At 52.7% G+C, this 24,936-nt stretch carries 23 protein-coding genes and 6 tRNA genes; 19 read left to right on the top strand and 10 right to left on the bottom strand.

Annotated features, from left to right (window positions below):
- The first annotated feature begins 98 nt into the window (after window positions 1-98).
- The 3 genes from ascG to hypF all read left to right on the top strand — a co-directional run bounded on the left by ascG (window position 99) and on the right by hypF (window position 4,190).
- The gene (ascG, locus tag RGV86_RS07505; protein ID WP_085461075.1) at window positions 99-1,109 is read left to right on the top strand and encodes a DNA-binding transcriptional regulator AscG; all 1,011 of its coding nucleotides are present in this window, start codon (window positions 99-101) and stop codon (window positions 1,107-1,109) included.
- A 148-nt stretch (window positions 1,110-1,257) separates the two neighbouring features.
- A complete protein-coding gene (gene hydN / locus RGV86_RS07500; RefSeq protein WP_085461074.1) occupies window positions 1,258-1,785 on the top strand; it encodes an electron transport protein HydN in 528 nt (175 codons plus the stop codon).
- A gap of 152 nt (window positions 1,786-1,937) precedes the next feature.
- The gene (gene hypF, locus RGV86_RS07495) at window positions 1,938-4,190 is read left to right on the top strand and encodes a carbamoyltransferase HypF (RefSeq protein ID WP_085461298.1); all 2,253 of its coding nucleotides are present in this window, start codon (window positions 1,938-1,940) and stop codon (window positions 4,188-4,190) included.
- Between the two features lie 128 nt (window positions 4,191-4,318).
- Here the strand turns inward: hypF and norW are convergent, their stop codons facing one another.
- Together norW and norV are read right to left on the bottom strand one after the other, a co-directional pair.
- On the bottom strand, window positions 4,319-5,452 hold the full coding sequence (norW, locus tag RGV86_RS07490; RefSeq protein WP_085461073.1) for an NADH:flavorubredoxin reductase NorW: 1,134 nt from the start codon (window positions 5,450-5,452) through the stop codon (window positions 4,319-4,321).
- Window positions 5,449-6,888 carry an anaerobic nitric oxide reductase flavorubredoxin gene (gene norV, locus RGV86_RS07485; RefSeq protein WP_000029630.1) on the bottom strand — a complete coding sequence of 480 codons (1,440 nt, stop codon included), beginning with the start codon at window positions 6,886-6,888 and terminating at the stop codon, window positions 5,449-5,451. The genes norW and norV overlap by 4 nt, the downstream gene beginning before the upstream one ends.
- A gap of 186 nt (window positions 6,889-7,074) precedes the next feature.
- On the opposite strand from norV, the gene norR reads away from it, so the two are divergent.
- The gene (gene norR, locus RGV86_RS07480; protein ID WP_085461072.1) at window positions 7,075-8,589 is read left to right on the top strand and encodes a nitric oxide reductase transcriptional regulator NorR; all 1,515 of its coding nucleotides are present in this window, start codon (window positions 7,075-7,077) and stop codon (window positions 8,587-8,589) included.
- Here norR and gutQ read toward each other — a convergent pair.
- The 7 genes from gutQ to srlA all read right to left on the bottom strand — a co-directional run bounded on the left by gutQ (window position 8,586) and on the right by srlA (window position 13,534).
- Entirely contained in the window at window positions 8,586-9,551 is a 966-nt protein-coding gene (gene gutQ / locus RGV86_RS07475) for an arabinose-5-phosphate isomerase GutQ (RefSeq protein ID WP_001287440.1), read from the bottom strand. The two genes, norR and gutQ, sit on opposite strands and share 4 nt — an antisense overlap.
- Window positions 9,544-10,317: a glucitol operon DNA-binding transcriptional repressor SrlR gene (srlR, locus tag RGV86_RS07470; RefSeq protein WP_085461071.1), complete on the bottom strand. Its 774-nt coding sequence runs from the start codon at window positions 10,315-10,317 to the stop codon at window positions 9,544-9,546. Before srlR ends, gutQ begins: the two co-directional genes overlap by 8 nt.
- 66 nt (window positions 10,318-10,383) lie before the next feature.
- Window positions 10,384-10,743 (bottom strand): transcriptional regulator GutM, encoded by a 360-nt coding sequence (gutM, locus tag RGV86_RS07465; RefSeq protein ID WP_000252899.1) that lies wholly within the window; start codon window positions 10,741-10,743, stop codon window positions 10,384-10,386.
- Between the two features lie 105 nt (window positions 10,744-10,848).
- Window positions 10,849-11,628 carry a sorbitol-6-phosphate dehydrogenase gene (gene srlD, locus RGV86_RS07460; protein WP_085461070.1) on the bottom strand — a complete coding sequence of 260 codons (780 nt, stop codon included), beginning with the start codon at window positions 11,626-11,628 and terminating at the stop codon, window positions 10,849-10,851.
- Between the two features lie 4 nt (window positions 11,629-11,632).
- Complete coding sequence (srlB, locus tag RGV86_RS07455) at window positions 11,633-12,004, bottom strand: PTS glucitol/sorbitol transporter subunit IIA (protein ID WP_085461069.1); 372 nt, start codon at window positions 12,002-12,004, stop codon at window positions 11,633-11,635.
- Window positions 12,005-12,014: 10 nt separating this feature from the next.
- A complete protein-coding gene (gene srlE / locus RGV86_RS07450) occupies window positions 12,015-12,974 on the bottom strand; it encodes a PTS glucitol/sorbitol transporter subunit IIB (RefSeq protein WP_085461068.1) in 960 nt (319 codons plus the stop codon).
- Complete coding sequence (srlA, locus tag RGV86_RS07445; protein ID WP_000573314.1) at window positions 12,971-13,534, bottom strand: PTS glucitol/sorbitol transporter subunit IIC; 564 nt, start codon at window positions 13,532-13,534, stop codon at window positions 12,971-12,973. Before srlA ends, srlE begins: the two co-directional genes overlap by 4 nt.
- A 255-nt stretch (window positions 13,535-13,789) precedes the next feature.
- Between srlA and mltB the strand changes: the two genes are divergently transcribed.
- Window positions 13,790-14,875, top strand: a complete 1,086-nt coding sequence (mltB, locus tag RGV86_RS07440; protein WP_085461067.1) for a lytic murein transglycosylase B — start codon at window positions 13,790-13,792, stop codon at window positions 14,873-14,875.
- A gap of 38 nt (window positions 14,876-14,913) precedes the next feature.
- On the opposite strand, the gene RGV86_RS07435 is transcribed toward mltB, so the two are convergent.
- Window positions 14,914-15,162, bottom strand: a complete 249-nt coding sequence (locus RGV86_RS07435; protein ID WP_000201681.1) for a hypothetical protein — start codon at window positions 15,160-15,162, stop codon at window positions 14,914-14,916.
- Between the two features lie 179 nt (window positions 15,163-15,341).
- On the opposite strand from RGV86_RS07435, the gene pncC reads away from it, so the two are divergent.
- From pncC to gshA, 14 genes are all read left to right on the top strand, one after another.
- Window positions 15,342-15,839 carry a nicotinamide-nucleotide amidase gene (gene pncC / locus RGV86_RS07430; protein WP_010348092.1) on the top strand — a complete coding sequence of 166 codons (498 nt, stop codon included), beginning with the start codon at window positions 15,342-15,344 and terminating at the stop codon, window positions 15,837-15,839.
- A 79-nt stretch (window positions 15,840-15,918) separates the two neighbouring features.
- Window positions 15,919-16,980, top strand: a complete 1,062-nt coding sequence (recA, locus tag RGV86_RS07425) for a recombinase RecA (RefSeq protein ID WP_000963153.1) — start codon at window positions 15,919-15,921, stop codon at window positions 16,978-16,980.
- A gap of 239 nt (window positions 16,981-17,219) precedes the next feature.
- On the top strand, window positions 17,220-17,720 hold the full coding sequence (gene recX, locus RGV86_RS07420; protein WP_000140499.1) for a recombination regulator RecX: 501 nt from the start codon (window positions 17,220-17,222) through the stop codon (window positions 17,718-17,720).
- A gap of 128 nt (window positions 17,721-17,848) precedes the next feature.
- A complete protein-coding gene (gene alaS / locus RGV86_RS07415; RefSeq protein WP_085461066.1) occupies window positions 17,849-20,479 on the top strand; it encodes an alanine--tRNA ligase in 2,631 nt (876 codons plus the stop codon).
- Window positions 20,480-20,713: 234 nt separating this feature from the next.
- Window positions 20,714-20,899, top strand: coding sequence for a carbon storage regulator CsrA (gene csrA / locus RGV86_RS07410; RefSeq protein ID WP_000906486.1), 186 nt, complete (start codon window positions 20,714-20,716; stop codon window positions 20,897-20,899).
- Window positions 20,900-21,214: 315 nt separating this feature from the next.
- A tRNA-Ser gene (locus RGV86_RS07405) sits at window positions 21,215-21,307 on the top strand.
- A 3-nt stretch (window positions 21,308-21,310) separates the two neighbouring features.
- Window positions 21,311-21,387, top strand: a tRNA-Arg gene (locus RGV86_RS07400).
- A gap of 64 nt (window positions 21,388-21,451) precedes the next feature.
- Window positions 21,452-21,528 (top strand) — tRNA-Arg (locus RGV86_RS07395).
- Between the two features lie 62 nt (window positions 21,529-21,590).
- Window positions 21,591-21,667 (top strand) — tRNA-Arg (locus tag RGV86_RS07390).
- 61 nt (window positions 21,668-21,728) lie between these two features.
- Window positions 21,729-21,805, top strand: a tRNA-Arg gene (locus RGV86_RS07385).
- 62 nt (window positions 21,806-21,867) lie between these two features.
- Window positions 21,868-21,944: transfer RNA gene (locus tag RGV86_RS07380), tRNA-Arg, on the top strand.
- Between the two features lie 276 nt (window positions 21,945-22,220).
- Window positions 22,221-22,787, top strand: coding sequence for a fructose-1-phosphate/6-phosphogluconate phosphatase (yqaB, locus tag RGV86_RS07375; protein ID WP_000273321.1), 567 nt, complete (start codon window positions 22,221-22,223; stop codon window positions 22,785-22,787).
- On the top strand, window positions 22,784-23,212 hold the full coding sequence (locus RGV86_RS07370; RefSeq protein ID WP_000004484.1) for a YqaA family protein: 429 nt from the start codon (window positions 22,784-22,786) through the stop codon (window positions 23,210-23,212). Before yqaB ends, RGV86_RS07370 begins: the two co-directional genes overlap by 4 nt.
- Window positions 23,213-23,284: 72 nt before the next feature.
- Entirely contained in the window at window positions 23,285-24,841 is a 1,557-nt protein-coding gene (gene gshA, locus RGV86_RS07365) for a glutamate--cysteine ligase (protein WP_085461065.1), read from the top strand.
- The last annotated feature ends 95 nt before the right edge of the window (window positions 24,842-24,936 follow it).

The raw sequence follows: 24,936 nt of genomic DNA, 5'->3' as shown, positions 1-24,936 counted from the left end.
GAAACCGGTCACCTGAATATTTTTCCCGCTGATTGCGCAAGGACAATCAGCAAACGGTGCAGTAAACTGCGATGACTGCGTGTAAAGGGATGAAAACAATGACGACAATGCTGGAAGTGGCGAAGCGCGCCGGGGTTTCAAAAGCGACCGTTTCCCGCGTGCTTTCAGGTAATGGCTACGTCAGCCAGGAGACGAAAGATCGCGTGTTTCAGGCGGTAGAAGAGAGCGGTTACCGCCCAAATTTGCTGGCGCGCAATCTGTCGGCGAAGAGTACTCAGACGCTGGGGCTGGTAGTGACCAACACGCTTTACCACGGCATTTATTTTAGTGAATTACTGTTTCATGCCGCGCGGATGGCGGAAGAGAAAGGGCGCCAACTGTTGCTGGCTGATGGTAAACATAGCGCCGAAGAAGAGCGCCAGGCGATTCAGTATCTGCTGGATCTGCGCTGCGACGCCATTATGATTTACCCGCGTTTTTTAAGCGTGGATGAGATCGATGACATTATTGACGCGCACAGTCAGCCGATAATGGTGCTCAATCGACGCTTGCGCAAAAACAGCAGCCATAGCGTCTGGTGCGATCATAAACAGACCAGCTTTAACGCCGTGGTAGAGTTGATAAACGCCGGGCATCAGGAGATTGCTTTTCTTACCGGTTCGATGGATTCCCCCACCAGCATTGAGCGTCTTGCCGGATATAAAGACGCGCTGGCGCAGCATGGTATTGCGCTCAATGAAAAACTTATCGCTAACGGTAAATGGACGCCCGCCAGCGGAGCCGAAGGAGTAGAAACGTTGCTCGCACGTGGGGCTAAATTTAGCGCGTTGGTTGCCAGTAATGACGATATGGCGATAGGGGCGATGAAAGCGTTGCACGAGCGCGGCGTAGCGGTGCCGGAGCAGGTGTCGGTTATCGGATTTGATGATATCGCCATGGCGCCGTACACGATCCCGGCGCTCTCGAGCGTAAAAATTCCGGTGACTGAGATGATTCAGGAAGTTATTGGACGGCTGATTTTTATGCTCGATGGCGGGAATTTCTCACCGCCGAAAACCTTCAGCGGAAAACTGATCCGCCGCGACTCCCTCATTGCTCTTTCGCGATAAACATTGTCATCACATGTCATCGTCACTTGTGTCGATGACATCGTTTTTTCTGCATTACAGATTTTAATTTCCTTAAATAACAGTAAATTAAAAACTGGCATGATTTGTGAATGTATCGGCGCATTAACTGTCATTGCTGGAGAATTTGATGAACCGTTTCATCATTGCTGACGCGAGTAAATGTATTGGTTGCCGTACCTGTGAAGTGGCGTGCGTGGTTTCTCATCAGGAGAATCAGGACTGTGCATCGCTGACCCCGGAAACTTTTTTACCGCGTATCCATGTCATTAAAGGTGTGAACATTTCCACGGCAACAGTCTGCCGTCAGTGTGAAGATGCACCGTGCGCTAACGTCTGCCCGAATGGTGCTATCAGCCGTGATAAAGGGTTTGTTCATGTCATGCAGGAACGTTGTATTGGTTGCAAAACCTGCGTTGTGGCTTGCCCGTATGGCGCGATGGAAGTGGTGGTACGTCCGGTGATTCGCAACAGCGGTGCGGGGCTGAATGTACGTGCAGACAAAGCCGAAGCCAATAAATGCGACCTGTGCAACCATCGTCAAGACGGCCCGGCGTGTATGGCGGCTTGCCCGACCCATGCGCTGATTTGTGTCGATCGTAATAAACTTGAACAACTGAGCGCAGAAAAACGTCGCCGCACGGCGCTGATGTTCTAAAAATCTTACAGAACTGTTCTGGCATCAAAGGAATTCCCGGAAATATTCGTAGAATACGGAGCGGGCGGTTTCGCTGACCTGTGACTGCCGGATGCGACGCGCTCGTGTCCGGCTGGGCGGGTTACGCAATTCATGATGGCGGGAATAACTCAATGGCAAAAAACACATCTTGCGGTGTCCAACTGCGTATTCGTGGCAAAGTGCAGGGCGTCGGTTTTCGTCCGTTTGTCTGGCAGCTGGCACAGCAATTAAATCTTCACGGCGATGTCTGTAATGACGGCGATGGCGTGGAAGTCCGGTTGCTGGAAGACCCGGAAACGTTTCTTGTTCAATTGCATCAGCACTGCCCACCGCTGGCGCGTATTGATAGCGTCGAGCGTGAGCCGTTTATCTGGCCACAGCCGCCCACCGAGTTCACCATCCGCCAGAGCACAGGCGGCACCATGAATACGCAAATTGTTCCCGATGCCGCTACTTGCCCTGCCTGTCTTGCCGAAATGAATACCCCAGGCGAGCGGCGTTATCGTTATCCGTTTATCAACTGTACTCATTGTGGCCCGCGTTTCACCATTATTCGCGCGATGCCTTACGACCGCCCGTTTACCGTGATGGCGGCGTTTCCGCTGTGTCCGGCCTGTGACAAAGAGTACCGCGATCCGCTCGATCGCCGCTTCCACGCCCAGCCGGTGGCCTGCCCGGAGTGTGGCCCGCATCTTGAATGGGTAAGTCATGGTGAACATGCGGAACAAGAGGCGGCATTACAGGCAGCTATTGCACAGTTAAAAATGGGAAACATTGTTGCCATCAAAGGGATTGGCGGATTTCATCTCGCCTGCGATGCACGCAATAGTAACGCAGTGGCGACACTTCGGGCGCGCAAACATCGCCCGGCGAAACCGCTGGCGGTTATGTTGCCAACAGCAGAAGTCTTACCAGACGCTGCGCGCCAGTTGCTCACCACGCCCGCCGCGCCGATTGTGCTGGTGGATAAAAAATATGTTCCTGAGCTTTGTGATGATATCGCCCCTGGCCTTAACGAAGTCGGGGTGATGTTGCCTGCGAATCCGCTTCAGCATTTGCTGTTACAGGAACTGCAATGCCCGCTGGTGATGACCTCCGGCAACCTGAGCGGTAAACCACCGGCTATCAGCAACGAACAGGCGCTGGCGGATTTGCAGGGCATTGCCGACGGATTCTTGATACATAACCGCGACATCGTGCAGCGGATGGATGATTCGGTGGTGCGCGAAAGCGGCGAAATGCTGCGCCGTTCGCGGGGGTATGTGCCGGACGCGCTGGCTTTGCCTCCGGGTTTTAAAAATATACCGCCTGTGCTGTGTCTTGGTGCGGATCTGAAAAATACCTTCTGCCTGGTGCGCGGTGAACAAGCGGTGTTGAGTCAGCATCTGGGCGATTTAAGTGACGATGGCATCCAGATGCAGTGGCGCGAAGCGTTACGCCTGATGCAAAACATCTACGATTTCACCCCGCAATACGTTGTGCATGACGCGCATCCGGGCTATGTCTCCAGCCAGTGGGCAAGCGAGATGAGTCTGCCGACGCAAACGGTGCTTCATCATCATGCCCACGCAGCGGCGTGTCTGGCAGAACATCACTGGCCGCTGGATGGTGGTGATGTCATTGCGTTGACGCTCGACGGTATCGGTATGGGGGAGAACGGCGCTTTGTGGGGCGGCGAGTGCCTGCGGGTGAACTATCGCGAATGTGAGCACCTGGGCGGCTTGCCTGCGGTGGCGCTTCCGGGGGGCGATTTGGCTGCAAAGCAGCCGTGGCGTAACCTGCTGGCGCAGTGCCTGCGCTTTGTGCCGCAGTGGCAGAATTACCCTGAAACGGCAAGTGTGCAACAGCAAAACTGGAGCGTGCTGGCGCGGGCGATTGAGCGTGGAATTAACGCGCCGCTGGCGTCATCGTGTGGGCGTTTGTTCGATGCTGTGGCGGCGGCGCTGGACTGTGCGCCAGCCACATTAAGTTATGAAGGCGAAGCGGCTTGTGCGCTGGAGGCGCTGGCGGCTTCGTGCCACGGCGTGAAGCATCAGGTAACGATGCCGTTGGTAGATAATCAACTGGATCTCGCCACCTTCTGGCAGCAGTGGCTGAACTGGCAGGCTCCGGTTAATCAACGCGCGTGGGCGTTTCATGATGCGCTGGCGCAGGGTTTTGCATCGTTGATGCGTGAGCAGGCTACGATGCGGGGTATCACTACGCTGGTATTTAGTGGTGGCGTTATTCATAACCGTTTGCTGCGCGCACGCCTGGCGCATTATCTCGCTGATTTCAGGTTGCTCTTCCCGCAGAGTTTACCGGCGGGCGATGGCGGGTTGTCTCTGGGGCAGGGGGTTATTGCTGCGGCGCGTTGGTTAGCGGGTGAAGTCCAGAACGGATAAAGCGTGTTGCATTTGGACACCATTGCCGGATGCGGCGTAAACGCCTTATCCGGCCTACACATGCGCTCCCCGTAGGTCGGATAAGACGCGCCAGCGTCGCATCCGACATTTTGGGCACAGTAGCCCACCTACACCGGCAACGTTTTCAACAATCCGAACGCCTCTTTCATCCGATCCTCACTGACCACAAAGGCGCGAAGCTGGTCGGCATCGTCAACGCCGCGCGCCACAATTCCCTGGCGTTCGGTATTAATCTGCCAGCGCAAATCCTGACGCTGGGTTTCCCCTGCCAGATGCAGTGGTAATTCCGGCGTTTTGATTTTCACCAGCATCGCCGGTAGTTTCAGCGGCGTGTTATTGCCGAGAAGATTTTTTGCCAGCACCATCGCGCTAAGTTGAATCGGCTGCAGGAACGGCAATACCTGACCGTTAATCTCCGCGCAATCGCCCAGCGCGTAAATATCGGCATTACTGGTTTGCAGATAACTATCGACGCAAACGCCGCGATTAATCGTCAGTCCGGCACGTCGTGCCAGGGCGGTTTCCGGGCGCAGTCCGGTGGCGGCAATTACTGCATCTACTTCGATGCTGCGTTGGCGATCCAGCGTTGCCCGAATGCCAGAATCCGTTTTTTCCAGCCCCTGCAACTGAGATTTCAACAGCAGATGGACGCCCATCTCCGTCAACCGATGCTGCAAGCGGCTGCTTACTTCCGGTGGCATTAACGACGCCAGAATGCTGGCAGCGTTGTCGATTAGCGTGACCGCTTTGCCTGCACGACAAAAATCCATCGCCAGTTCGCTACCAATCAAACCACCGCCAACAATCAATACGCGCCGCGCTTCCCGCAGTTGCGTTTCACAGGCGCGATACTCTTGCTGACTATTTAACGTCAGCATTAACTCACGCCCGGGCACTGGCGGGACAAAGGCGCTGGCACCGGTTGCCAGCACTAACTTGTCGTATTGCCACTGATTATTCTGACTTTTCACCACATGGGCTTCGGCATCGATATCCGTCACCCAGGTGTGCGGAAACAGGCGCAGATTAAACTGCTCGGCAAATTCACCTGCCGTCTGGCGGGTAAGGTCGTCGGCACGTTGCCCCTGACTGATCACATGGCTGAGGTCAGGTTTGTTGTACTCATCCATGCTGTCGGCGGCAATCAGGGTTAATGGAATACTGGCGTCCTGTTTGCGAATATTTTTCACCAGTTGGCGGGCGGCGAAGCCCGAACCAATGATCACAATGCCGTTGCTCATTTTGCCTCCGATGCCAGTTCGTCAAAGACGTCTTTGCCGAGTGAACATTCCGGGCACAGGAAGTTATCCGGGACTTCACTCCACGGCGTTCCTGGCGCAACGTCCTGCATTGGCTCGCCTTTTGCCGGATCGTAAATCCACTGGCAGACGCTGCATTGCATCCGTGGGCCGAGGTCAGCCGTCGTGGTGGCACAGGTTTCTTCTTTAACCACCGTATTCACCGTGTTCTGCGGCAGCGGCGAAAGCGCCCATTGACGGGCAATTTCACGACCGTGTTCACGGCATAACTCCAGAGCGTCCTGATCCGGTCGCCATTTGGCTTTCAGGCTAAGCGACATTTCGAAACCTGCATCCTGCAGGCGCGTGGAAAGACGATCCACCGCACCGCCGCTCCAGCCGTGAGAGCCGAAAGCACTGGCGCGTTTATTACGAAAGCGCAATCCGGTCATCTCCTCCACCAGCCCGGCGATTTTCGGCATCATCACGTTATTCATCGTCGAAGTGCCGACCAGCACGCCTTTTGAGCGGAAGACATTGGTCAGGATTTCGTTTTTATCGCTTCGGGCGACGTTGAAAATTTTCACCGCTACGCGCGGGTCGGTTTCCGCGATCCCCTGGGCGATAGCGTCAGCCATCATGCGGGTATTATTCGACATTGTGTCGTAGAAAATGGTGATTCTGTCTTCCTGATAATCCGCCGCCCATTTCAGGTACAGCTCGACAATTTGCGTCGGGTTATCGCGCCATACCACGCCGTGAGAGGTCGCTATCATATCGACTGGCAAGTTAAAGCCCAGGATCTCGGTAATTTTCGGCGTTACCAGGCGGCTGAACGGCGTCAGGATATTGGCGTAGTAACGCTGGCACTGCTCGAAAAGCTCGGTCTGATCCACTTCATCGTTGAACAGATGCTCGTCGCAGTAGTGCTGACCGAAAGCATCGTTACTGAACAGCACCGCGTCGCCTGTCAGGTAAGTCATCATGCTGTCCGGCCAGTGCAGCATTGGTGTTTCGACAAAAATGAGCTGTTTGCCGTTGCCGATATCCAGCGTGTCGCCAGTTTTCACCACATTAAAATTCCACTCCGGATGATGGTGATGACCATTTATCGAGTCGATAGCGTTGGCTGTACAGTAGATCGGCGTATCGGGAATTTGCGCCATCAGTTCAGTCAGCGCCCCGGCGTGGTCCTCTTCTGCATGGTTAATCACGATGTAATCGATATCCGCCAGATCGATTTCATTACGCAGGTTCTGCACAAATTCGCGGCTGAATTTATGGTCGACGGTGTCGATCAGCACGTTTTTTTCTTCGCGGATGAGGTAGCTGTTGTAGCTGCTGCCGCGCAGCGTTTTATATTCCGTGCCGTGAAAATCACGAACTTCCCAGTCACGTTGACCCACCCAATGAATGTTATTTTTCACCACAATAGACATAGCAACCTCAATTTATTCAGCGTGTTCTAAAAAGATGTCTTGTTAATTGCAGATTGCGTGCCAGTTTTTTATCTGATTGTTTTTAATGTATAAATTAATTTATGCTCATTAGTGAGTAGTCAAAATGACTATCAATAAAATGGTCAATATGACAATATCAATAGTCAAATTGACAGTGAGGCAAAGATGAGTTTTTCCGTTGATGTGCTGGCGAATATCGCCATCGAATTGCAGCGTGGGATTGGTCATCAGGATCGTTTTCAGCGCCTGATCACCACGCTGCGTCAGGTGCTGGAGTGCGATGCGTCTGCGTTGCTACGTTACGACTCGCGGCAGTTTATTCCGCTTGCCATCGACGGGCTGGCGAAGGATGTACTCGGTAGACGCTTTGCGCTGGAAGGTCATCCACGGCTGGAAGCGATTGCCCGCGCGGGTGATGTGGTGCGCTTTCCCGCAGACAGCGAATTGCCCGATCCCTATGACGGTTTGATTCCCGGGCAGGAGAGTCTGAAGGTTCACGCCTGCGTTGGTCTGCCGTTGTTTGCCGGGCAAAACCTGATCGGCGCACTGACGCTCGACGGGATGCAGCCCGATCAGTTCGATGTTTTCAGCGACGAAGAGTTACGCCTGATTGCCGCGCTGGCGGCGGGAGCGTTAAGCAATGCGTTGCTGATTGAGCAACTGGAAAGCCAGAATATGCTGCCGGGCGATGCCGCGCCGTTTGAAGCGGTGAAACAGACGCAGATGATCGGTCTGTCGCCAGGTATGACGCAATTAAAAAAAGAGATTGAGATTGTGGCGGCGTCCGATCTCAACGTCTTAATCAGCGGTGAGACGGGAACCGGTAAGGAGCTGGTGGCGAAAGCGATTCATGAAGCCTCGCCACGGGCGGTGAATCCGCTGGTCTATCTCAACTGTGCCGCACTGCCGGAAAGTGTGGCGGAAAGTGAACTGTTCGGGCATGTGAAAGGAGCGTTTACTGGCGCTATCAGTAACCGCAGCGGGAAGTTTGAAATGGCGGATAACGGCACGCTGTTTCTCGATGAGATCGGCGAGTTGTCGTTGGCATTGCAGGCCAAGCTGCTGCGGGTGTTGCAGTATGGCGATATTCAGCGCGTTGGCGATGACCGCAGTTTGCGGGTCGATGTGCGCGTACTGGCGGCGACTAACCGCGACTTGCGTGAAGAGGTGCTGGCAGGGCGATTCCGCGCCGACTTGTTTCATCGCCTGAGCGTGTTTCCACTTTCGGTGCCGCCGCTGCGTGAGCGGGGCGATGACGTCATTCTGCTGGCGGGGTATTTCTGCGAGCAGTGCCGCCTGCGGCTGGGGCTTTCCCGCGTGGTATTAAGCGCCAGTGCGCGAAATTTACTGCAACACTACAGTTTTCCGGGGAACGTGCGCGAACTGGAACATGCTATTCATCGGGCGGTAGTGCTGGCGAGAGCGACCCGCAGCGGCGATGAAGTGATTCTCGAGGCGCAACATTTTGCTTTTCCAGAAGTGACGGTGCCGCCGCCAGAAGCGGCGGCGGTGCCCGTTATTAAGCAAAATCTGCGTGAAGCGACAGAAGCGTTCCAGCGTGAAACTATTCGCCAGGCACTGGCACAAAATCATAACAACTGGGCCGCCTGCGCGCGGATGCTGGAAACCGACGTCGCCAACCTGCATCGGCTGGCGAAACGTCTGGGATTGAAGGATTAAATAATCCCGGCCTGATAGAAATCCTGCAGGTTAATTGCGCCGGTGAGTTTGCCGTTTTCATCCACCACCGGTGCGGCAGTGATTTTGCGCTTCATCAGGATCTCTTTAGCGTCGATGGCGCGACTTTGCGCCTGTAGTGTGGTGCCGCCTGTCGTCATCGCTTCATTAACTGGCGTGGTGAGTGCGCCGCCGCCAACCAGCCAGCGACGTAAATCGCCGTCAGTAAAGACGCCTTGTACCTGTTGTTGAGCGTCACATACTGCCACCAGCCCCAGACCGGTGCGGCTGAGTTCCAGCATCGCATCCATCACGCTGGCGGTTAACGCCACCTGCGGGATGGCGTCATCACGGCGCATCAGATGATGTACTTTATTCAGCAAGCGAGCGCCCAGCGCGCCGGCAGGGTGGGAGCGGGCAAAATCTTCTTCATTAAAACCGCGCGCCTGCATGACTGCCATCGCTAGTGCGTCACCCATCATCAGGGTATTCACAGTGCTGGAGGTCGGCGCAAGGTGCATCGGGCAGGCTTCGCGTTCGACGGAAATATCCAGCACTGCTTTCGCCGCCAGACCCAGCGGTGATGTCGGTTTGCCGGTCATCGCCAGCAGCGCGATGGATTTATCTTCCAGACGCGGAATGATCAGATCCAGTTCCTTCGCGCCACCGGAGTAAGAGATAAACAGCATCACATCGCGGCTTTCAATCATTCCCAGATCGCCGTGCAGTGCTTCTGCGGGATGGACAAAAAAAGCCGGTGTGCCGGTACTGGCAAGCGTTGCGGCGATTTTCTTACCAATGTGGCCCGATTTGCCAATTCCCGAAACCACCACTTTGCCTTCGCAGTGCAGGATGATATTGGCGGCGCGAACAAAATCATCGCCCAGACGTTCCGGTAAACGGCTTGCTTCCTGCAACTCCAGGGTTAACGTCTGACGCCCTGCGTTTAGTAGTGCTTCACTCATTGCTCTCTCCGGTAATGATCACGTCGATCCCTTTCTCTTCCAGCGCCTGACGAAACGCCGGATCGATACCTGCGTCGGTAATCAGCTTATCGACGCTTTCAAGACTGCAAACTATGTTGGGGCTTTTACGGCCAAACTTCGATGAGTCAGCCATCAAAATCACTTCGCGCGCGGCATTGCACATTGCCTTACTGACGGTATAGACCTCGTTGAACGTGGTTACGCCCGCATTGAGATCGATGCCGTCGGTGCCCATAAATAATTTATCGAAGGTGAAATGCTCGAAGGCATTCTCTGCCAGTTGCCCGTGAAATGAGGCCGATTTTTTGCGAAATGTTCCGCCTGGCATCAGGATGGTTTGTTCGTTATCCAGTTCGGATAGCGCGTTGACGATATGCAGGCTGTTGGTCATCACCGTGATGTTATTAAAGCGCGAGAGCATGGGGACCATCTGCAACACGGTACTGCCAGCATCAAGAATGATCGAATCGCCATCATGAATAAAACTGACGGCGGCTTCCGCAATCAGCTCTTTCTTGCGGGTGTTGATGAGCGTTTTATGATCGATAGGCGGATCGGATTCCTCTTTATTTAACACCACGCCGCCATAGGTACGGATGACGGTTCCTGCATGTTCCAGAATAACCAGATCTTTGCGAATGGTGGTGCCTGTGGTGTCAAAGTATTGCGCCAATTCTTCAACCGAGCATTTCCCCTGCTTTTGCAGGTACTCCAGAATGGCGGCCTGACGCTGACGAGGTTTCATGGGCGTGATTACCTGATTTAGGTTTCAAAATGATAACTTCGCAAGCAAGTAACATTCACAACGAAATTATCCACGTTTCAGTTTAAGCGCCAATGATAGAGCATTCTGTGATAGTGGATCACGGGGAAAGATCACATCGGGCCTCAAATCACCAGAATACATACCCTTAATTGCGGGAATTTTTTGTGGTCGGGCGAAAACGGTCAGTCCTTTCATAAACAAGGTGTCGGTGACGCGCTGCTGATCGTCCAGGGCGATGGCGACCACGACCCGTGGCTTAAAGCGCCCACTGGAACGGCCTACACCGACGCGCCCTTGCTGGCAGAGCGCGTCGAAGGCTCGATTAAAACGAGAAATTTGCCAACCGCCTAAGGCCAGTTGCGCGCACCAGGCGATAACGGCGACGGTGATGAGTGCGGATACCATAACTTCTCCTTAATGTAGTGGCGGAAGTCCTGTAGGCCTGAGAAGCGTAGCGCATCAGGCATTCTATTAGTCTCGCGGAGATCCTTAAGGGATCTCCGCTGTTGATCAGAACATCACCTGACCACCGGTGACATTGATCGACTGTCCGGTGCAGTACGACGCCTTTGGACTGGCGTAGAACAGCAGCATATTCAGCACATCCTGATAATCGCAGCCGCGTTTGAGCGGTACTTTATCGATGTAATACTGCTCGACTTGATCCGGTTTGATACCTAGTTTGGTCGCGTATTGCGGCAACAGTGACTGGAACATCGGCGATTTCAGCAGGTTACCCAGCATCAGCGAATGTACCGTAATGCCGTACTCTGCCAGATCCAGTGCCAGTGATTGAGTCAGCCCGACGCCACCAAATTTCGCTGCGCTATAGCCAGAGTTGTGTTTGCTGCCCACTTTGCCGGATTTCGAGTTGATCTGAATAATGCGTCCCTGAATCCCGTCGCGGATCATCAAACGCGAAAATTCACGCGCGCACAGGAAATAACCCACCAGATTCACCTGTAGCGAACGGTCAAAATCGCCGAGCTGGAAGTCGCTGATAAAGGCTGCTTTTGCTATTCCGGCGCTGTAGACCAGCAAATCCACGCGACCAAAGATTTCATCTACCCCATGAGAGAGCGCCAGAACGCTCTGCTCGCTGGTAGCGTCAGCACCAAAACCATACGCCGTTCCTTCACCATATTCGGCGTTAATTTCTTGCGCCACATTTGCGGCTTTGTCGCTCTGAATATCGACAACCGCTACGCGATACCCCTCGCCAGCCAGACCGTGGCACAGGAACGCGCCCAGGGTTTGCCCACCACCGATGACAACGGCAACCTGATTCATTTTTTTACTCCTTAATAGATTCAAACTTCAAAACCGATCCCGGTACGATATCGTCGGGTACAGGGCCTGCCACATGGACAGTGCCCGGAAATTCCGCTTCGCTTAAACCATCGAAGCGCAGGGTGACATGACCCAGTTCGCGAAGATTGTCTTCCGCCACGCTGCCAACGGCGGTCACCGGATAACGATGCTGGCCGAGAGAAAATTGCAAACCGGGATGGAGTTCACCTTTCAATTCGCCGTGGCAATGGATGAAGCAATATTCTTCGAGATCCGCAGGTGCGCCTTCACGAAAGGTGATGAGCATCTGGTCGCTGAAAGCGTCAGTGGCGCTCGCGCCGATACGGGTGATGGTGGTCTGATAAATAACGGTCATGTTTCAGCCTCTATTGATAGATAAAACCGGAGACAAACCAGGCGATCAGTACAGTCGGTGCGCCGGTCAAAAAGCGGCTCACCAGTACAGAAGGGACCCCGACGCGAACCGTGTCCTGACGGGCTTCCGCCAGCGATAAACCGACCGGGATAAAGTCGCAGGCCGCCTGCGCGTTGATGGCAAACAGTGCCGGTAAAGCCAGATGCGGCGGAATATTGCCGAGACCAATCTGCACACCAATCAATACGCCGATAACCTGCGCGATAACGGCGCCAGGGCCCAGGAAAGGCGAAAGCAGCGGGAAGGAGCAGATGAGCGCCAGCATAACCAGCCCCAGTGGATGGCTCGCCAGCGGAGCAAGACCGTGAGCAATCCAGTCACCAAGGCCGGAAGCCATAATGATGCCGATGAGCGCCGAGACGAACGCCATAAACGGCAGAATGGTTTTTAATACGGTATCGATAGTGTCGCGCCCGGACTGGAACAACACGGCAACGGCAGACCCCATGCCCATTCCCACCTTCGCCAGTAAACCATCGCTTTGTTCGGTGATTTTCTTGCTGGCATCATAATCACGGCCAACGGAAGAGGGTTGGGGAGTTTCAGCTCCGACCACAGTAATATTTTCTTCTTTCACGCCAGAGACATAAATATCTTCCACTATGTACTGCGCCAGCGGACCGGACTTGCCCGTCGAGTGGATATTAATGGTGGGAATATGCCGTTTTGGATAGATGCCGCAGCGCAGTGTGCCGCCGCAGTCGATTACCGCAACGCCGATTTCCGCTTCCGCAGGTTCACCTTCTTTAAAGCCGTCGATAGCCTGCCAGCCAGTAAGCTGTGCCAGTTTGTCGACAATTGCAGGCCGGGTTCCGGCGGTGATATAGACGATTTTTTTACCTGGCGTGGCTTCCAGCTCTAGCGGGCCGCCCCAGCCACCCGTTCCTTTTTCGATCCGAATACGCGTCATGATGTCGCTCCTGCCAGGTGAACTTTCTGTTCAAGTTGAATGCCCATCTTTTTCTCAAAAATGGCGGTGGTCAGGTCGGTCACCCAGCCACGGAAGAAGTTGGTGACCAGACCAACCAGCAGGTAGCTCACTGCCAGTGGGCCAAGTGGCAGATTCAGCGTCGTCAGACCGCTGGCAATTCCCAGATAAACAAACAGTTCGCCGGGGTTGATATGAGGGAAGAGACCGTTCATTGAGTGGCAGCTATAAGAGGCCGCCGCGTAATAGCTGGGTTTGAACTTTTCCGGCATAAAACGACCCAGACTTAAGGTCATCGGGTTACAAAAGACAAACGTGCCAATGCACGGTAATAGCAGGTAACGAGAAACAGGATTGCCGGCGCAACGTTGAGCAAATCGTTCAATGCGGTGCTGCCCGATAAAATTAATCAGCGCGTTCATGATTACCAGCAGGCTTATCAACAGCGGAAGAATGCCGGTCACCATCCCGGTAAACACCTCTCCACCTTTCTGGAACAGCCCGATGAACCACTCTGCGCCATGAGTAATGGTTTCTATCATTGTTCTCTCCTTTGAAATTTATTGTTTTATTACCAAACGGCAACACAATCTAATCAGATTGAAAGATTTAAAAGTGTTATTTTGATCGCAAAATGAAAGATAAATATTTTAATTTGAAAGTTTAGTTAAGAGAATGGCGATGAAGGTGATTTGTGTTATGTAAAGTCCGTATTGGGCAGTGACTACCGCTTCCTTGTGCGGGGCGGGATGCTTTACCATACTTGCCCCTGGTTGAATCTGTTAAATGGACTCCTCATGGTCAAGCGTCGTTATGTAACATTACTTCCCCTTTTTGTGTTGCTTGCCGCCTGTAGCAGCAAGCCAAAACCTACTGAGACTGAAACGACCACCGGAACGCCGTCCGGCGGCTTCCTGCTTGAGCCGCAGCACAATGTGATGCAGATGGGCGGTGACTTCGCTAACAACCCGAATGCGCAGCAGTTCATCGACAAAATGGTGAACAAACACGGCTTCAATCGTCAGCAGTTGCAGGAAATCCTCTCTCAGGCGAAACGTCTGGATTCGGTACTGCGGCTGATGGATAACCAGGCACCAACCACATCAGTGAAGCCGCCATCAGGCCCGAATGGCGCATGGTTGCGTTATCGCAAAAAATTTATTACGCCGGATAACGTGCAGAACGGCGTGGTTTTCTGGAACCAGTATGAAGATGCGCTGAATCGCGCGTGGCAGGTGTATGGCGTACCGCCGGAAATTATTGTCGGGATTATCGGCGTCGAAACCCGCTGGGGACGCGTGATGGGTAAAACCCGCATCCTCGATGCGTTGGCGACGCTGTCATTTAACTACCCACGCCGCGCGGAGTATTTCTCTGGCGAGCTGGAAACTTTCCTGCTGATGGCGCGCGATGAGCAGGACGATCCGCTCAATCTGAAAGGTTCCTTTGCCGGGGCAATGGGCTACGGTCAGTTTATGCCGTCGTCTTACAAACAATACGCCGTGGATTTCAGCGGCGACGGACATATCAACCTGTGGGATCCGGTTGATGCCATTGGCAGCGTGGCGAACTATTTCAAAGCGCATGGCTGGGTGAAAGGCGATCAGGTCGCTGTAATAGCAAATGGTCAGGCTCCGGGCTTGCCAAATGGCTTCAAAACCAAGTACAGCATTTCACAACTTGCAGCGGCAGGGCTGACGCCACAGCAGCCACTGGGCAATCATCAGCAGGCCAGCTTGCTGCGTCTGGATGTCGGGACGGGGTATCAGTACTGGTACGGTTTGCCGAACTTCTACACCATCACCCGTTACAACCACAGCACCCATTACGCAATGGCGGTCTGGCAGTTAGGACAGGCCGTGGCGCTGGCGCGCGTACAGTAACTCTTTGCAAGAGGGGGGTTAAACCTCCCTCTGCTATCTTACTGTTTATTTGAAAGAGATTGCTGACGTAATTGTTTGATTTTCTTAGACAGCGACACTGTATATCCCAGGCAGACAACGCCTAACGCAGCCTGACCAAAATCGAAAGGTTCAAGATAGCCAGAAGATAAAATCTTACATACCACTGCAACCAGGGCGCTGACGCCGCCAATGGTGACCCACATACGCATTTGCGTGGTCTGTTTGAGTACGTTTTGTGGGGTGTTATCCGTTTTCTTTGTTGCCATTACTTTCTCTCCCTGTGAATACATATCAATGTGAACGCGGCATGGTAGCCTTTTTCTTTACTGGTTGGTCGTAACAGTCTTATTTCGGAATGCGACTCGTAAAATGAATCGCTCGTCCCCATCTTTTACGGGAAAGTGCTATCTTGTCCGGCATAAATATTTGACTGACAGAGGTTGTGATGACTGACAGTGAACTGATGCAATTAAGCGAGCAGGTAGGGCAGGCGCTGAAAGCCCGTGGCGCAATCGTAACAACCGCTGAGTCTTGTACCGGCGGCTGGGTAGCGAAAGTGATTACCGATATTGCCGGTAGTTCCGCCTGGTTTGAACGCGGATTTGTCACCTACAGTAACGAAGCCAAAGCGCAAATGATCGGCGTGCGAGAAGAGACGCTGGCTCAGCATGGCGCGGTGAGTGAACCCGTCGTGGTGGAAATGGCAATTGGCGCCCTGAAAGCGGCTCGTGCTGATTATGCCGTTTCTATTAGTGGTATCGCTGGGCCAGACGGCGGCAGCGAAGAGAAACCTGTTGGCACCGTCTGGTTTGCTTTTGCCTCAGCCAGCGGCGAAGGTATTACCCGCAGGGAATGCTTCAGTGGCGACCGCGAAGCCGTGCGTCGTCAGGCGACGGCGTATGCCTTGCAGACGCTGTGGCAACAATTTCTACAAAATACTTGATACTGTATGAGCATACAGTATAATTGCTTCAACAGAATATATTGACTATCCGGTAATACCCGGCATGACAGGAGTAAAAATGGCTATCGACGAAAACAAACAGAAAGCGTTGGCGGCAGCACTGGGCCAGATTGAGAAACAATTTGGTAAAGGCTCCATCATGCGCCTGGGTGAAGACCGTTCTATGGATGTGGAAACCATCTCTACCGGTTCGCTTTCACTGGATATCGCGCTTGGGGCAGGTGGTCTGCCGATGGGGCGTATCGTCGAAATCTACGGACCGGAATCTTCCGGTAAAACCACGCTGACGTTGCAGGTTATTGCCGCTGCGCAGCGCGAAGGTAAAACCTGTGCGTTTATCGATGCTGAACACGCGCTGGATCCGGTCTACGCACGTAAACTGGGTGTCGATATCGATAATCTGCTGTGCTCTCAGCCGGACACCGGCGAGCAGGCACTGGAAATCTGTGACGCGCTGGCACGTTCTGGCGCCGTAGACGTTATCGTTGTTGACTCCGTTGCGGCACTGACGCCGAAAGCGGAAATCGAAGGCGAAATCGGCGACTCTCATATGGGTCTTGCGGCACGTATGATGAGCCAGGCGATGCGTAAGCTGGCGGGTAACCTGAAACAGTCCAACACGCTGCTGATCTTCATTAACCAGATCCGTATGAAAATTGGTGTGATGTTCGGTAACCCGGAAACCACAACCGGTGGTAATGCGCTGAAATTCTACGCTTCTGTTCGTCTCGATATCCGTCGTATCGGCGCGGTGAAAGAGGGCGAAAACGTGGTGGGTAGTGAAACCCGCGTGAAAGTGGTGAAGAACAAAATCGCTGCACCATTTAAACAGGCTGAATTCCAGATCCTCTACGGCGAAGGTATTAACTTCTACGGCGAGCTGGTTGACCTGGGCGTGAAAGAGAAGCTGATCGAGAAAGCGGGTGCGTGGTACAGCTACAAAGGTGAGAAGATCGGTCAGGGTAAAGCGAATGCGACTGCCTGGCTGAAAGACAACCCGGAAACCGCGAAAGAGATCGAGAAGAAAGTACGTGAGCTGCTGCTGAGCAACCCGAACTCAACGCCGGATTTCTCTGTAGATGACAGCGAAGGCGTAGCAGAAACTAACGAAGATTTTTAATCGTTCGTTATTGATGATAATAGATAATGTGTGCACGGACGGTCCCCTCGCCCCTTTGGGGAGAGGGTTAGGGTGAGGGGAACAGGCCAGCACTGGCGTGAAGAGTGATTCTCACTCTGGCCCGCTAACTGGAAGGGCGAGGAGGAAGATCGTGTCTACATTTATAAGTGAGCTAATTTGTTAGCAATCTCTGGGCCGCATCTGCGGCCCTTTTGCTTTTTAAGTTTTAAGGATATGCCATGACAGAATCAACATCCCGTCGCCCGGCATATGCTCGCCTGTTGGATCGTGCAGTACGCATTCTGGCGGTACGCGATCACAGTGAGCAAGAATTGCGACGTAAACTCGCAGCACCGATTATGGGCAAAAATGGCCCGGAAGAGATTGATGCCACGGCGGAAGATTACGAGCGCGTTATTGCCTGGTGCCATGAACATTGTTATCTCGATGACAGCCGATTTGTTGCGCGCTTTATCGCCAGCCGTAGCCGCAAAGGTTATGGACCAGCGCGTATTCGCCAGGAACTGAATCAGAAAGGTATTTCCCGCGAAGCGACAGAAAAAGCGATGCGTGAATGTGACATCGACTGGTGCGAACTGGCGCGCGATCAGGCGACGCGAAAATATGGCGAACCACTGCCAACTGTCTTTTCAGAAAAAGTTAAGATCCAGCGTTTTCTGCTCTATCGTGGCTATCTGATGGAAGATATCCAGGAGATTTGGCGAAATTTTGCCGACTGAACGCATACGGTATTTTACTTCCCAGTCAAGAAAACTTATCTTATTCCCACTTTTCAGTTACCAGCCCAGCGGTTATTAACTCGCTGCTGCTGGTGGCGATATTTCGTTAGCTTGATTTCAGGATAATTATGAGCAAGAGCACCGCTGAGATCCGTCAGGCGTTTCTCGACTTTTTCCATAGTAAGGGACATCAGGTAGTTGCCAGCAGTTCCCTGGTCCCCCATAACGACCCAACTTTGTTGTTTACCAACGCCGGGATGAACCAGTTCAAGGATGTGTTCCTTGGGCTCGACAAGCGTAATTATTCCCGCGCTACCACTTCCCAACGCTGCGTGCGTGCGGGTGGTAAACACAATGACCTGGAAAACGTCGGTTACACCGCACGTCACCATACCTTCTTCGAAATGCTGGGCAACTTCAGCTTCGGCGACTATTTCAAACACGATGCCATTCAGTTTGCATGGGAACTGCTGACCAGCGAAAAATGGTTTTCCCTGCCGAAAGAGCGTCTGTGGGTTACCGTCTATGAAAGCGACGACGAAGCCTACGAAATCTGGGAAAAAGAAGTAGGGATCCCGCGCGAACGTATTATTCGCATCGGCGATAACAAAGGTGCGCCATACGCATCTGACAACTTCTGGCAGATGGGTGACACCGGTCCGTGCGGCCCGTGCACCGAAATTTTCTACGACCACGGTGATCACATCTGGGGTGGCCCTCCGGGAAGCCCGGAAGAAGACGGCGACCGCTACATTGAGATCTGGAACATCGTCTTCATGCAGTTCAACCGCCAGGCAGATGGCACGATGGAACCGCTGCCGAAGCCGTCTGTAGATACCGGTATGGGGCTGGAGCGTATTGCTGCGGTGCTGCAACACGTTAACTCTAACTATGACATCGATCTGTTCCGCACGCTGATCCAGGCAGTAGCGAAAGTCACTGGCGCAACCGATTTGAGCAACAAATCGCTGCGCGTAATCGCTGACCATATTCGTTCTTGTGCGTTCCTGATCGCTGATGGTGTTATGCCGTCCAACGAAAACCGTGGTTATGTACTGCGTCGTATCATTCGTCGCGCGGTGCGTCACGGTAATATGCTGGGCGCGAAAGAAACCTTCTTCTACAAACTGGTTGGTCCGCTGATCGACGTTATGGGCTCTGCGGGCGAAGACCTGAAACGCCAGCAGGCGCAGGTTGAGCAGGTGCTGAAGACTGAAGAAGAGCAGTTTGCTCGTACTCTGGAGCGTGGTCTGGCGCTGCTGGACGAAGAGCTGGCAAAACTTTCCGGTGATACGCTGGATGGCGAAACAACTTTCCGCCTGTACGACACCTACGGCTTCCCGGTTGACCTGACGGCTGACGTTTGTCGTGAGCGCAACATCAAAGTTGACGAAGCTGGTTTTGAAGCAGCAATGGAAGAGCAGCGTCGTCGTGCGCGCGAAGCCAGCGGCTTTGGTGCCGATTACAACGCAATGATCCGTGTTGACAGTGCATCTGAATTTAAAGGCTATGACCATCTGGAACTGAACGGCAAAGTGACCGCGCTGTTTGTTGATGGTAAAGCGGTTGATGCCATCAATGCAGGCCAGGAAGCGGTAGTTGTGCTGGATCAAACGCCATTCTATGCAGAATCTGGCGGTCAGGTTGGCGATAAAGGCGAACTGAAAGGCGCAAACTTCTCCTTTGCGGTAGAAGATACTCAGAAATACGGCCAGGCGATTGGTCACATCGGTAAACTAGCTGCGGGTTCTCTGACAGTGGGCGACGCGGTGCAGGCTGATGTTGATGAGGCTCGTCGCGCTCGTATTCGTCTGAATCACTCCGCAACGCACTTGATGCACGCCGCGCTGCGCCAGATTCTGGGGACTCATGTATCGCAGAAAGGTTCTCTGGTTAACGACAAAGTGCTGCGTTTCGACTTCTCACATAATGAAGCGATGAAGCCAGAGGAAATTCGTGCCGTAGAGGATCTGGTTAACGCACAGATTCGTCGTAACTTGCCGATCGAAACCAACATCATGGATCTCGAGGCTGCGAAAGCGAAAGGCGCGATGGCGCTATTTGGCGAGAAGTATGATGAACGTGTACGTGTACTGAGCATGGGCGATTTCTCCACAGAGCTGTGTGGCGGTACTCACGCCAGCCGCACCGGTGATATCGGTCTGTTCCGTATTATCTCTGAATCGGGTACTGCTGCGGGCGTTCGTCGTATCGAAGCTGTAACCGGAGAAGGTGCTATTGCCACCGTTCATGCAGACAGCGATCGCTTAAGCGAAGTTGCGCATCTGCTGAAAGGCGATAGCAATAATCTGGCTGATAAAGTTCGTTCAGTACTGGAACGTACGCGTCAGTTGGAAAAAGAGCTACAACAGCTTAAAGAACAAGCTGCCGCGCAGGAGAGTGCAAATCTTTCCAGTAAGGCAATTGATGTTAATGGTGTTAAGCTGTTGGTTAGCGAGCTTAACGGTGTTGAGCCGAAGATGTTGCGTACCATGGTTGACGATTTAAAAAATCAGCTGGGGTCGACAATTATCGTGCTGGCAACGGTAGCCGAAGGTAAGGTTTCTCTGATTGCAGGCGTATCTAAGGACGTCACAGATCGTGTGAAAGCAGGGGAACTGATTGGTATGGTCGCTCAGCAGGTGGGCGGCAAGGGTGGTGGACGTCCTGACATGGCGCAAGCCGGTGGTACGGATGCTGCGGCCTTACCTGCAGCGTTAGCCAGTGTGAAAGGCTGGGTCAGCGCGAAATTGCAATAATATTAGCGTCAGGCAATGCCGTGGACTTGCTCCACGGCATTCGCATCAACGCTATCGACAACGATAAAGTCAGGTTGAAGTTGTGTATATCGGCTAAACTTAGGTTTAACAGAATGTAATGCCATGACTGCTTACATGTAATGTGTTTGTCATTGCTTACTTTTTGGCGTTATATGATGGATAATGCCGGGATACAGAGAGACCCGACTCTTTTAATCTTTCAAGGAGCAAAGAATGCTGATTCTGACTCGTCGAGTTGGTGAGACCCTCATGATTGGGGATGAGGTCACCGTGACAGTTTTAGGGGTAAAGGGCAACCAGGTACGTATTGGCGTAAATGCCCCGAAGGAAGTTTCTGTTCACCGTGAAGAGATCTACCAGCGTATCCAGGCTGAAAAATCCCAGCAGTCCAGTTACTAATCTTTCCGCGTCTCATCTTTAACGGTGAGACGCACCCTCAAAATCTCTCCTTCACTTCAATTTCTTTTCGCGTTACTCCCGTTCATTCAACGTTAACATCCATTTTTCAACATCATTCCTGCCTGTCATAGGCCATTTTTTCTGTTGATAAAACACTCTTTTTGACGTTTTTACAGTCTAATTGAGCGTGAAGTGTGCAAACGATAAAAGTGTGGGAAAAATTGTTTGACTTATAAGTCTCAGAAAGTAATATGTGCGCCACGCAGCGACGATGAGCGATAAACAAGTTCTTCGAAGCACTCGTAAGAGGCGTGTGGTGAGGTGGCCGAGAGGCTGAAGGCGCTCCCCTGCTAAGGGAGTATGCGGTCAAAAGCTGCATCCGGGGTTCGAATCCCCGCCTCACCGCCATTTGCATCCGTAGCTCAGCTGGATAGAGTACTCGGCTACGAACCGAGCGGTCGGAGGTTCGAATCCTCCCGGATGCACCATCTCTTGCTTGATATGGCTTTAGTAGCGGTATCAAAAAATCTGCAGTAAAGTAAGTTTTCCGATGCATCCGTAGCTCAGCTGGATAGAGTACTCGGCTACGAACCGAGCGGTCGGAGGTTCGAATCCTCCCGGATGCACCATCTCTTACTTGATATAGCTTTCGTAGCGATATCAATATCAGTAGTAAAATAATTTTCCCGATGCATCCGTAGCTCAGCTGGATAGAGTACTCGGCTACGAACCGAGCGGTCGGAGGTTCGAATCCTCCCGGATGCACCATCATTACTTGATATGGCTTTCGTAGCGATATCAATATCAGCAGTAAAATAATTTTCCCGATGCATCCGTAGCTCAGCTGGATAGAGTACTCGGCTACGAACCGAGCGGTCGGAGGTTCGAATCCTCCCGGATGCACCATCATTACTTGATATGGCTTTCGTAGCGATATCAATATCAGCAGTAAAATAAATTTTCCCGATGCATCCGTAGCTCAGCTGGATAGAGTACTCGGCTACGAACCGAGCGGTCGGAGGTTCGAATCCTCCCGGATGCACCATCTTCTCCGTATTATCCGCGATTGATGATCCTCATGGTCTGCAATATTGATGTATGCACCAGGGAGGATAACGTTGCGCCAGCAACGACCCGAAGGGCGAACGCCAGTGAGTCATCCTCCCGGATGCACCATCTTCTCCAACAATTTCCTCCAAAAACATCTCATTTCTAAATAACTATTTTATCCATATCCTGAATAATCTTCCCCTTCGCATCGGCGACAAAATCAAGCAATTACGCTAAAGTAGCGTCATATTTTTCGACTTGCGAGAAGACAATGTACGAGCGTTATGCAGGTTTAATTTTTGATATGGATGGCACAATCCTGGATACAGAACCCACGCACCGTAAAGCGTGGCGTGAAGTATTAGGACGCTACGGTCTTCAGTACGATGTACAGGCCATGATTGCGCTTAATGGCTCGCCCACCTGGCGTATAGCCCAGGCGATTATTGAGCTGAATCAGGCCGATCTCGATCCCCATGCATTAGCCCGCGAGAAAACCGATGCCGTAAGAAGCATGTTGCTCGATAGCGTCGAACCGCTTCCTCTTGTTGAAGTGGTGAAAAGCTGGCACGGTCGTCGCCCAATGGCTGTCGGTACGGGGAGTGAAAGCGCCATTGCTGAGGCGCTGCTAACGCATCTGGGATTACGTCGTTATTTTGACGCGGTTGTCGCTGCCGATCACGTCAAACACCATAAACCTGCACCAGACACGTTTTTGCTGTGTGCGCAGCGTATGGGCGTGCAACCAACACAGTGCGTTGTCTTTGAAGATGCCGATTTTGGCATACAGGCCGCTCGCGCCGCAGGCATGGACGCCGTGGATGTTCGCTTGCTGTGAGTGAGTCGCTGTCGCTCTTCTCGTTGTTTGCCAGTAGTTTTCTCAGCGCTACACTACTACCCGGCAATTCGGAAGTTGTGCTGGTCGCAATGTTACTTTCTGGGGTGAGTCATCCCTGGGTTTTAGTATTAACAGCAACAATGGGTAATAGCCTTGGAGGGTTAACTAACGTTATCCTTGGGCGTTTCTTTCCATTGCGCAAAACATCGCGCTGGCAAGAAAAAGCCATTGGCTGGCTGAAACGCTATGGCGCAGTCACACTCTTATTAAGCTGGATGCCAGTGATTGGCGACTTACTGTGTCTGTTAGCGGGATGGATGCGCATCTCGTGGGGACCAGTAATCTTTTTTTTGTGCCTTGGTAAAGCGTTGCGCTATGTTGCGGTTGCAGCAGCCACCGTTCAGGGCATGATGTGGTGGCACTAATTGTAGGCCTGCACACATGGCCACCATTACAGTTATGCTAATTAAAACGATTTTGACAGGCGGGAGGTCAATTTGATCCCGGACGTATCACAGGCGCTGGCCTGGCTGGAAAAACATCCTCAGGCATTAAAGGGGATACAGCGTGGTCTTGAGCGCGAAACTTTGCGTGTTAACCCAGATGGCACTCTGGCAACAACCGGTCATCCTGAAGCATTAGGTTCCGCACTGACGCATAAATGGATCACCACCGATTTTGCCGAAGCGTTGCTGGAGTTCATTACGCCGGTCGATGGCGATATTGAGCATATGTTGACCTTTATGCGCGATTTGCATCGCTATACCGCGCGTAATATTGGCGATGAGCGGATGTGGCCGTTAAGTATGCCATGTTACATCGCGGAAGGTCAGGATATCGAACTGGCGCAGTATGGAACGTCCAATACAGGGCGCTTTAAAACGCTGTACCGTGAAGGGCTGAAAAATCGCTATGGCGCGCTGATGCAAACCATCTCCGGCGTACACTACAACTTCTCTTTACCAATGGCATTCTGGCAAGCGAAGTGTGGTGATATCTCGGGCGTTGACGCCAAAGAGAAAATCTCTGCGGGCTACTTCCGCGCTATTCGTAACTACTATCGCTTCGGTTGGGTGATCCCGTACCTGTTTGGCGCATCTCCGGCAATTTGTTCTTCTTTCCTGCAAGGTAAACCGACGTCGCTGCCGTTTGAGAAAACCGAGTGCGGCATGTATTACCTGCCGTATGCAACATCGCTACGTTTGAGCGATCTGGGCTATACCAATAAATCGCAAAGTAATCTTGGTATTACCTTTAATGATCTCTACGAGTATGTAGCGGGTCTGAAGCGGGCAATTAAAACGCCGTCGGAAGAGTACGCGACGATTGGTCTTGAGAAAGACGGCAAGCGGCTGCAAATCAACAGCAACGTGCTGCAGATTGAAAACGAGCTGTATGCGCCGATTCGTCCGAAACGCGTTACTCGCAGCGGCGAGTCGCCTTCAGATGCGCTGTTACGCGGCGGCATTGAATATATCGAAGTGCGTTCGCTGGATATCAACCCATTCTCGCCGATTGGTGTTGATGAGCAGCAGGTGCGATTCCTCGACCTGTTTATGGTCTGGTGTGCGCTGGCTGATGCACCGGAAATGAGCAGTAGTGAACTTGCCTGTACACGCGTCAACTGGAACCGGGTGATCCTCGAAGGACGTAAGCCGGGGCTGACACTGGGAATTGGCTGTGAAACTGCGCAATTCCCGTTGCCGCAGGTGGGCAAAGATCTGTTCCAGGATCTGAAACGCGTCGCGCAAACGCTGGACAGCATTAACGGCGGCGAAGCATACCAGAAAGTGTGTGATGAACTGGTGGCCTGCTTTGATAATCCCGATCTGACTTTCTCCGCCCGCATCTTACGGTCTATGATTGATACTGGTATTGGCGGAACCGGGAAAGCGTTTGGTGAGGCTTATCGCAATTTGTTGCGTGAAGAGCCGCTGGAAATTCTGCGTGAAGACGATTTTATTGCCGAGCGCGAAGCGTCTAAACGCCGTCAGCAGGAAATGGAAGCCGCAGACACCGAGTCGTTCAAGGTGTGGCTGGAAAAACACAGCTGATAGAAAAGAAAAAGGCCACTCGTGAGTGGCCAAAATTTCATCTCTGAATTCAGGGATGATGATAACAAATGCGCGTCTTTCATATACTCAGACTC

The sequence above is a fragment of the Escherichia ruysiae genome, assembly GCF_031323975.1.
Lineage (GTDB): Bacteria > Pseudomonadota > Gammaproteobacteria > Enterobacterales > Enterobacteriaceae > Escherichia > Escherichia ruysiae.
Note: the sequence above shows the minus strand (reverse complement) of the source record. Positions and strands in the feature narration are given on the sequence as shown.

Bases quoted from the DNA above. Each gene is read 5' to 3' on its own strand.
- ascG (WP_085461075.1), top strand. From the start codon at position 99: ATGACGACAATGCTGGAAGTGGCGAAGCGCGCCGGGGTTTCAAAAGCG.
- hydN (WP_085461074.1), top strand. From the start codon at position 1,258: ATGAACCGTTTCATCATTGCTGACGCGAGTAAATGTATTGGTTGCCGT.
- hypF (WP_085461298.1), top strand. From the start codon at position 1,938: ATGGCAAAAAACACATCTTGCGGTGTCCAACTGCGTATTCGTGGCAAA.
- norW (WP_085461073.1), bottom strand. From the start codon at position 5,452: ATGAGCAACGGCATTGTGATCATTGGTTCGGGCTTCGCCGCCCGCCAA.
- norV (WP_000029630.1), bottom strand. From the start codon at position 6,888: ATGTCTATTGTGGTGAAAAATAACATTCATTGGGTGGGTCAACGTGAC.
- norR (WP_085461072.1), top strand. From the start codon at position 7,075: ATGAGTTTTTCCGTTGATGTGCTGGCGAATATCGCCATCGAATTGCAG.
- gutQ (WP_001287440.1), bottom strand. From the start codon at position 9,551: ATGAGTGAAGCACTACTAAACGCAGGGCGTCAGACGTTAACCCTGGAG.
- srlR (WP_085461071.1), bottom strand. From the start codon at position 10,317: ATGAAACCTCGTCAGCGTCAGGCCGCCATTCTGGAGTACCTGCAAAAG.
- gutM (WP_000252899.1), bottom strand. From the start codon at position 10,743: ATGGTATCCGCACTCATCACCGTCGCCGTTATCGCCTGGTGCGCGCAA.
- srlD (WP_085461070.1), bottom strand. From the start codon at position 11,628: ATGAATCAGGTTGCCGTTGTCATCGGTGGTGGGCAAACCCTGGGCGCG.
- srlB (WP_085461069.1), bottom strand. From the start codon at position 12,004: ATGACCGTTATTTATCAGACCACCATCACCCGTATCGGCGCGAGCGCC.
- srlE (WP_085461068.1), bottom strand. From the start codon at position 12,974: ATGACGCGTATTCGGATCGAAAAAGGAACGGGTGGCTGGGGCGGCCCG.
- srlA (WP_000573314.1), bottom strand. From the start codon at position 13,534: ATGATAGAAACCATTACTCATGGCGCAGAGTGGTTCATCGGGCTGTTC.
- mltB (WP_085461067.1), top strand. From the start codon at position 13,790: ATGGTCAAGCGTCGTTATGTAACATTACTTCCCCTTTTTGTGTTGCTT.
- RGV86_RS07435 (WP_000201681.1), bottom strand. From the start codon at position 15,162: ATGGCAACAAAGAAAACGGATAACACCCCACAAAACGTACTCAAACAG.
- pncC (WP_010348092.1), top strand. From the start codon at position 15,342: ATGACTGACAGTGAACTGATGCAATTAAGCGAGCAGGTAGGGCAGGCG.
- recA (WP_000963153.1), top strand. From the start codon at position 15,919: ATGGCTATCGACGAAAACAAACAGAAAGCGTTGGCGGCAGCACTGGGC.
- recX (WP_000140499.1), top strand. From the start codon at position 17,220: ATGACAGAATCAACATCCCGTCGCCCGGCATATGCTCGCCTGTTGGAT.
- alaS (WP_085461066.1), top strand. From the start codon at position 17,849: ATGAGCAAGAGCACCGCTGAGATCCGTCAGGCGTTTCTCGACTTTTTC.
- csrA (WP_000906486.1), top strand. From the start codon at position 20,714: ATGCTGATTCTGACTCGTCGAGTTGGTGAGACCCTCATGATTGGGGAT.
- yqaB (WP_000273321.1), top strand. From the start codon at position 22,221: ATGTACGAGCGTTATGCAGGTTTAATTTTTGATATGGATGGCACAATC.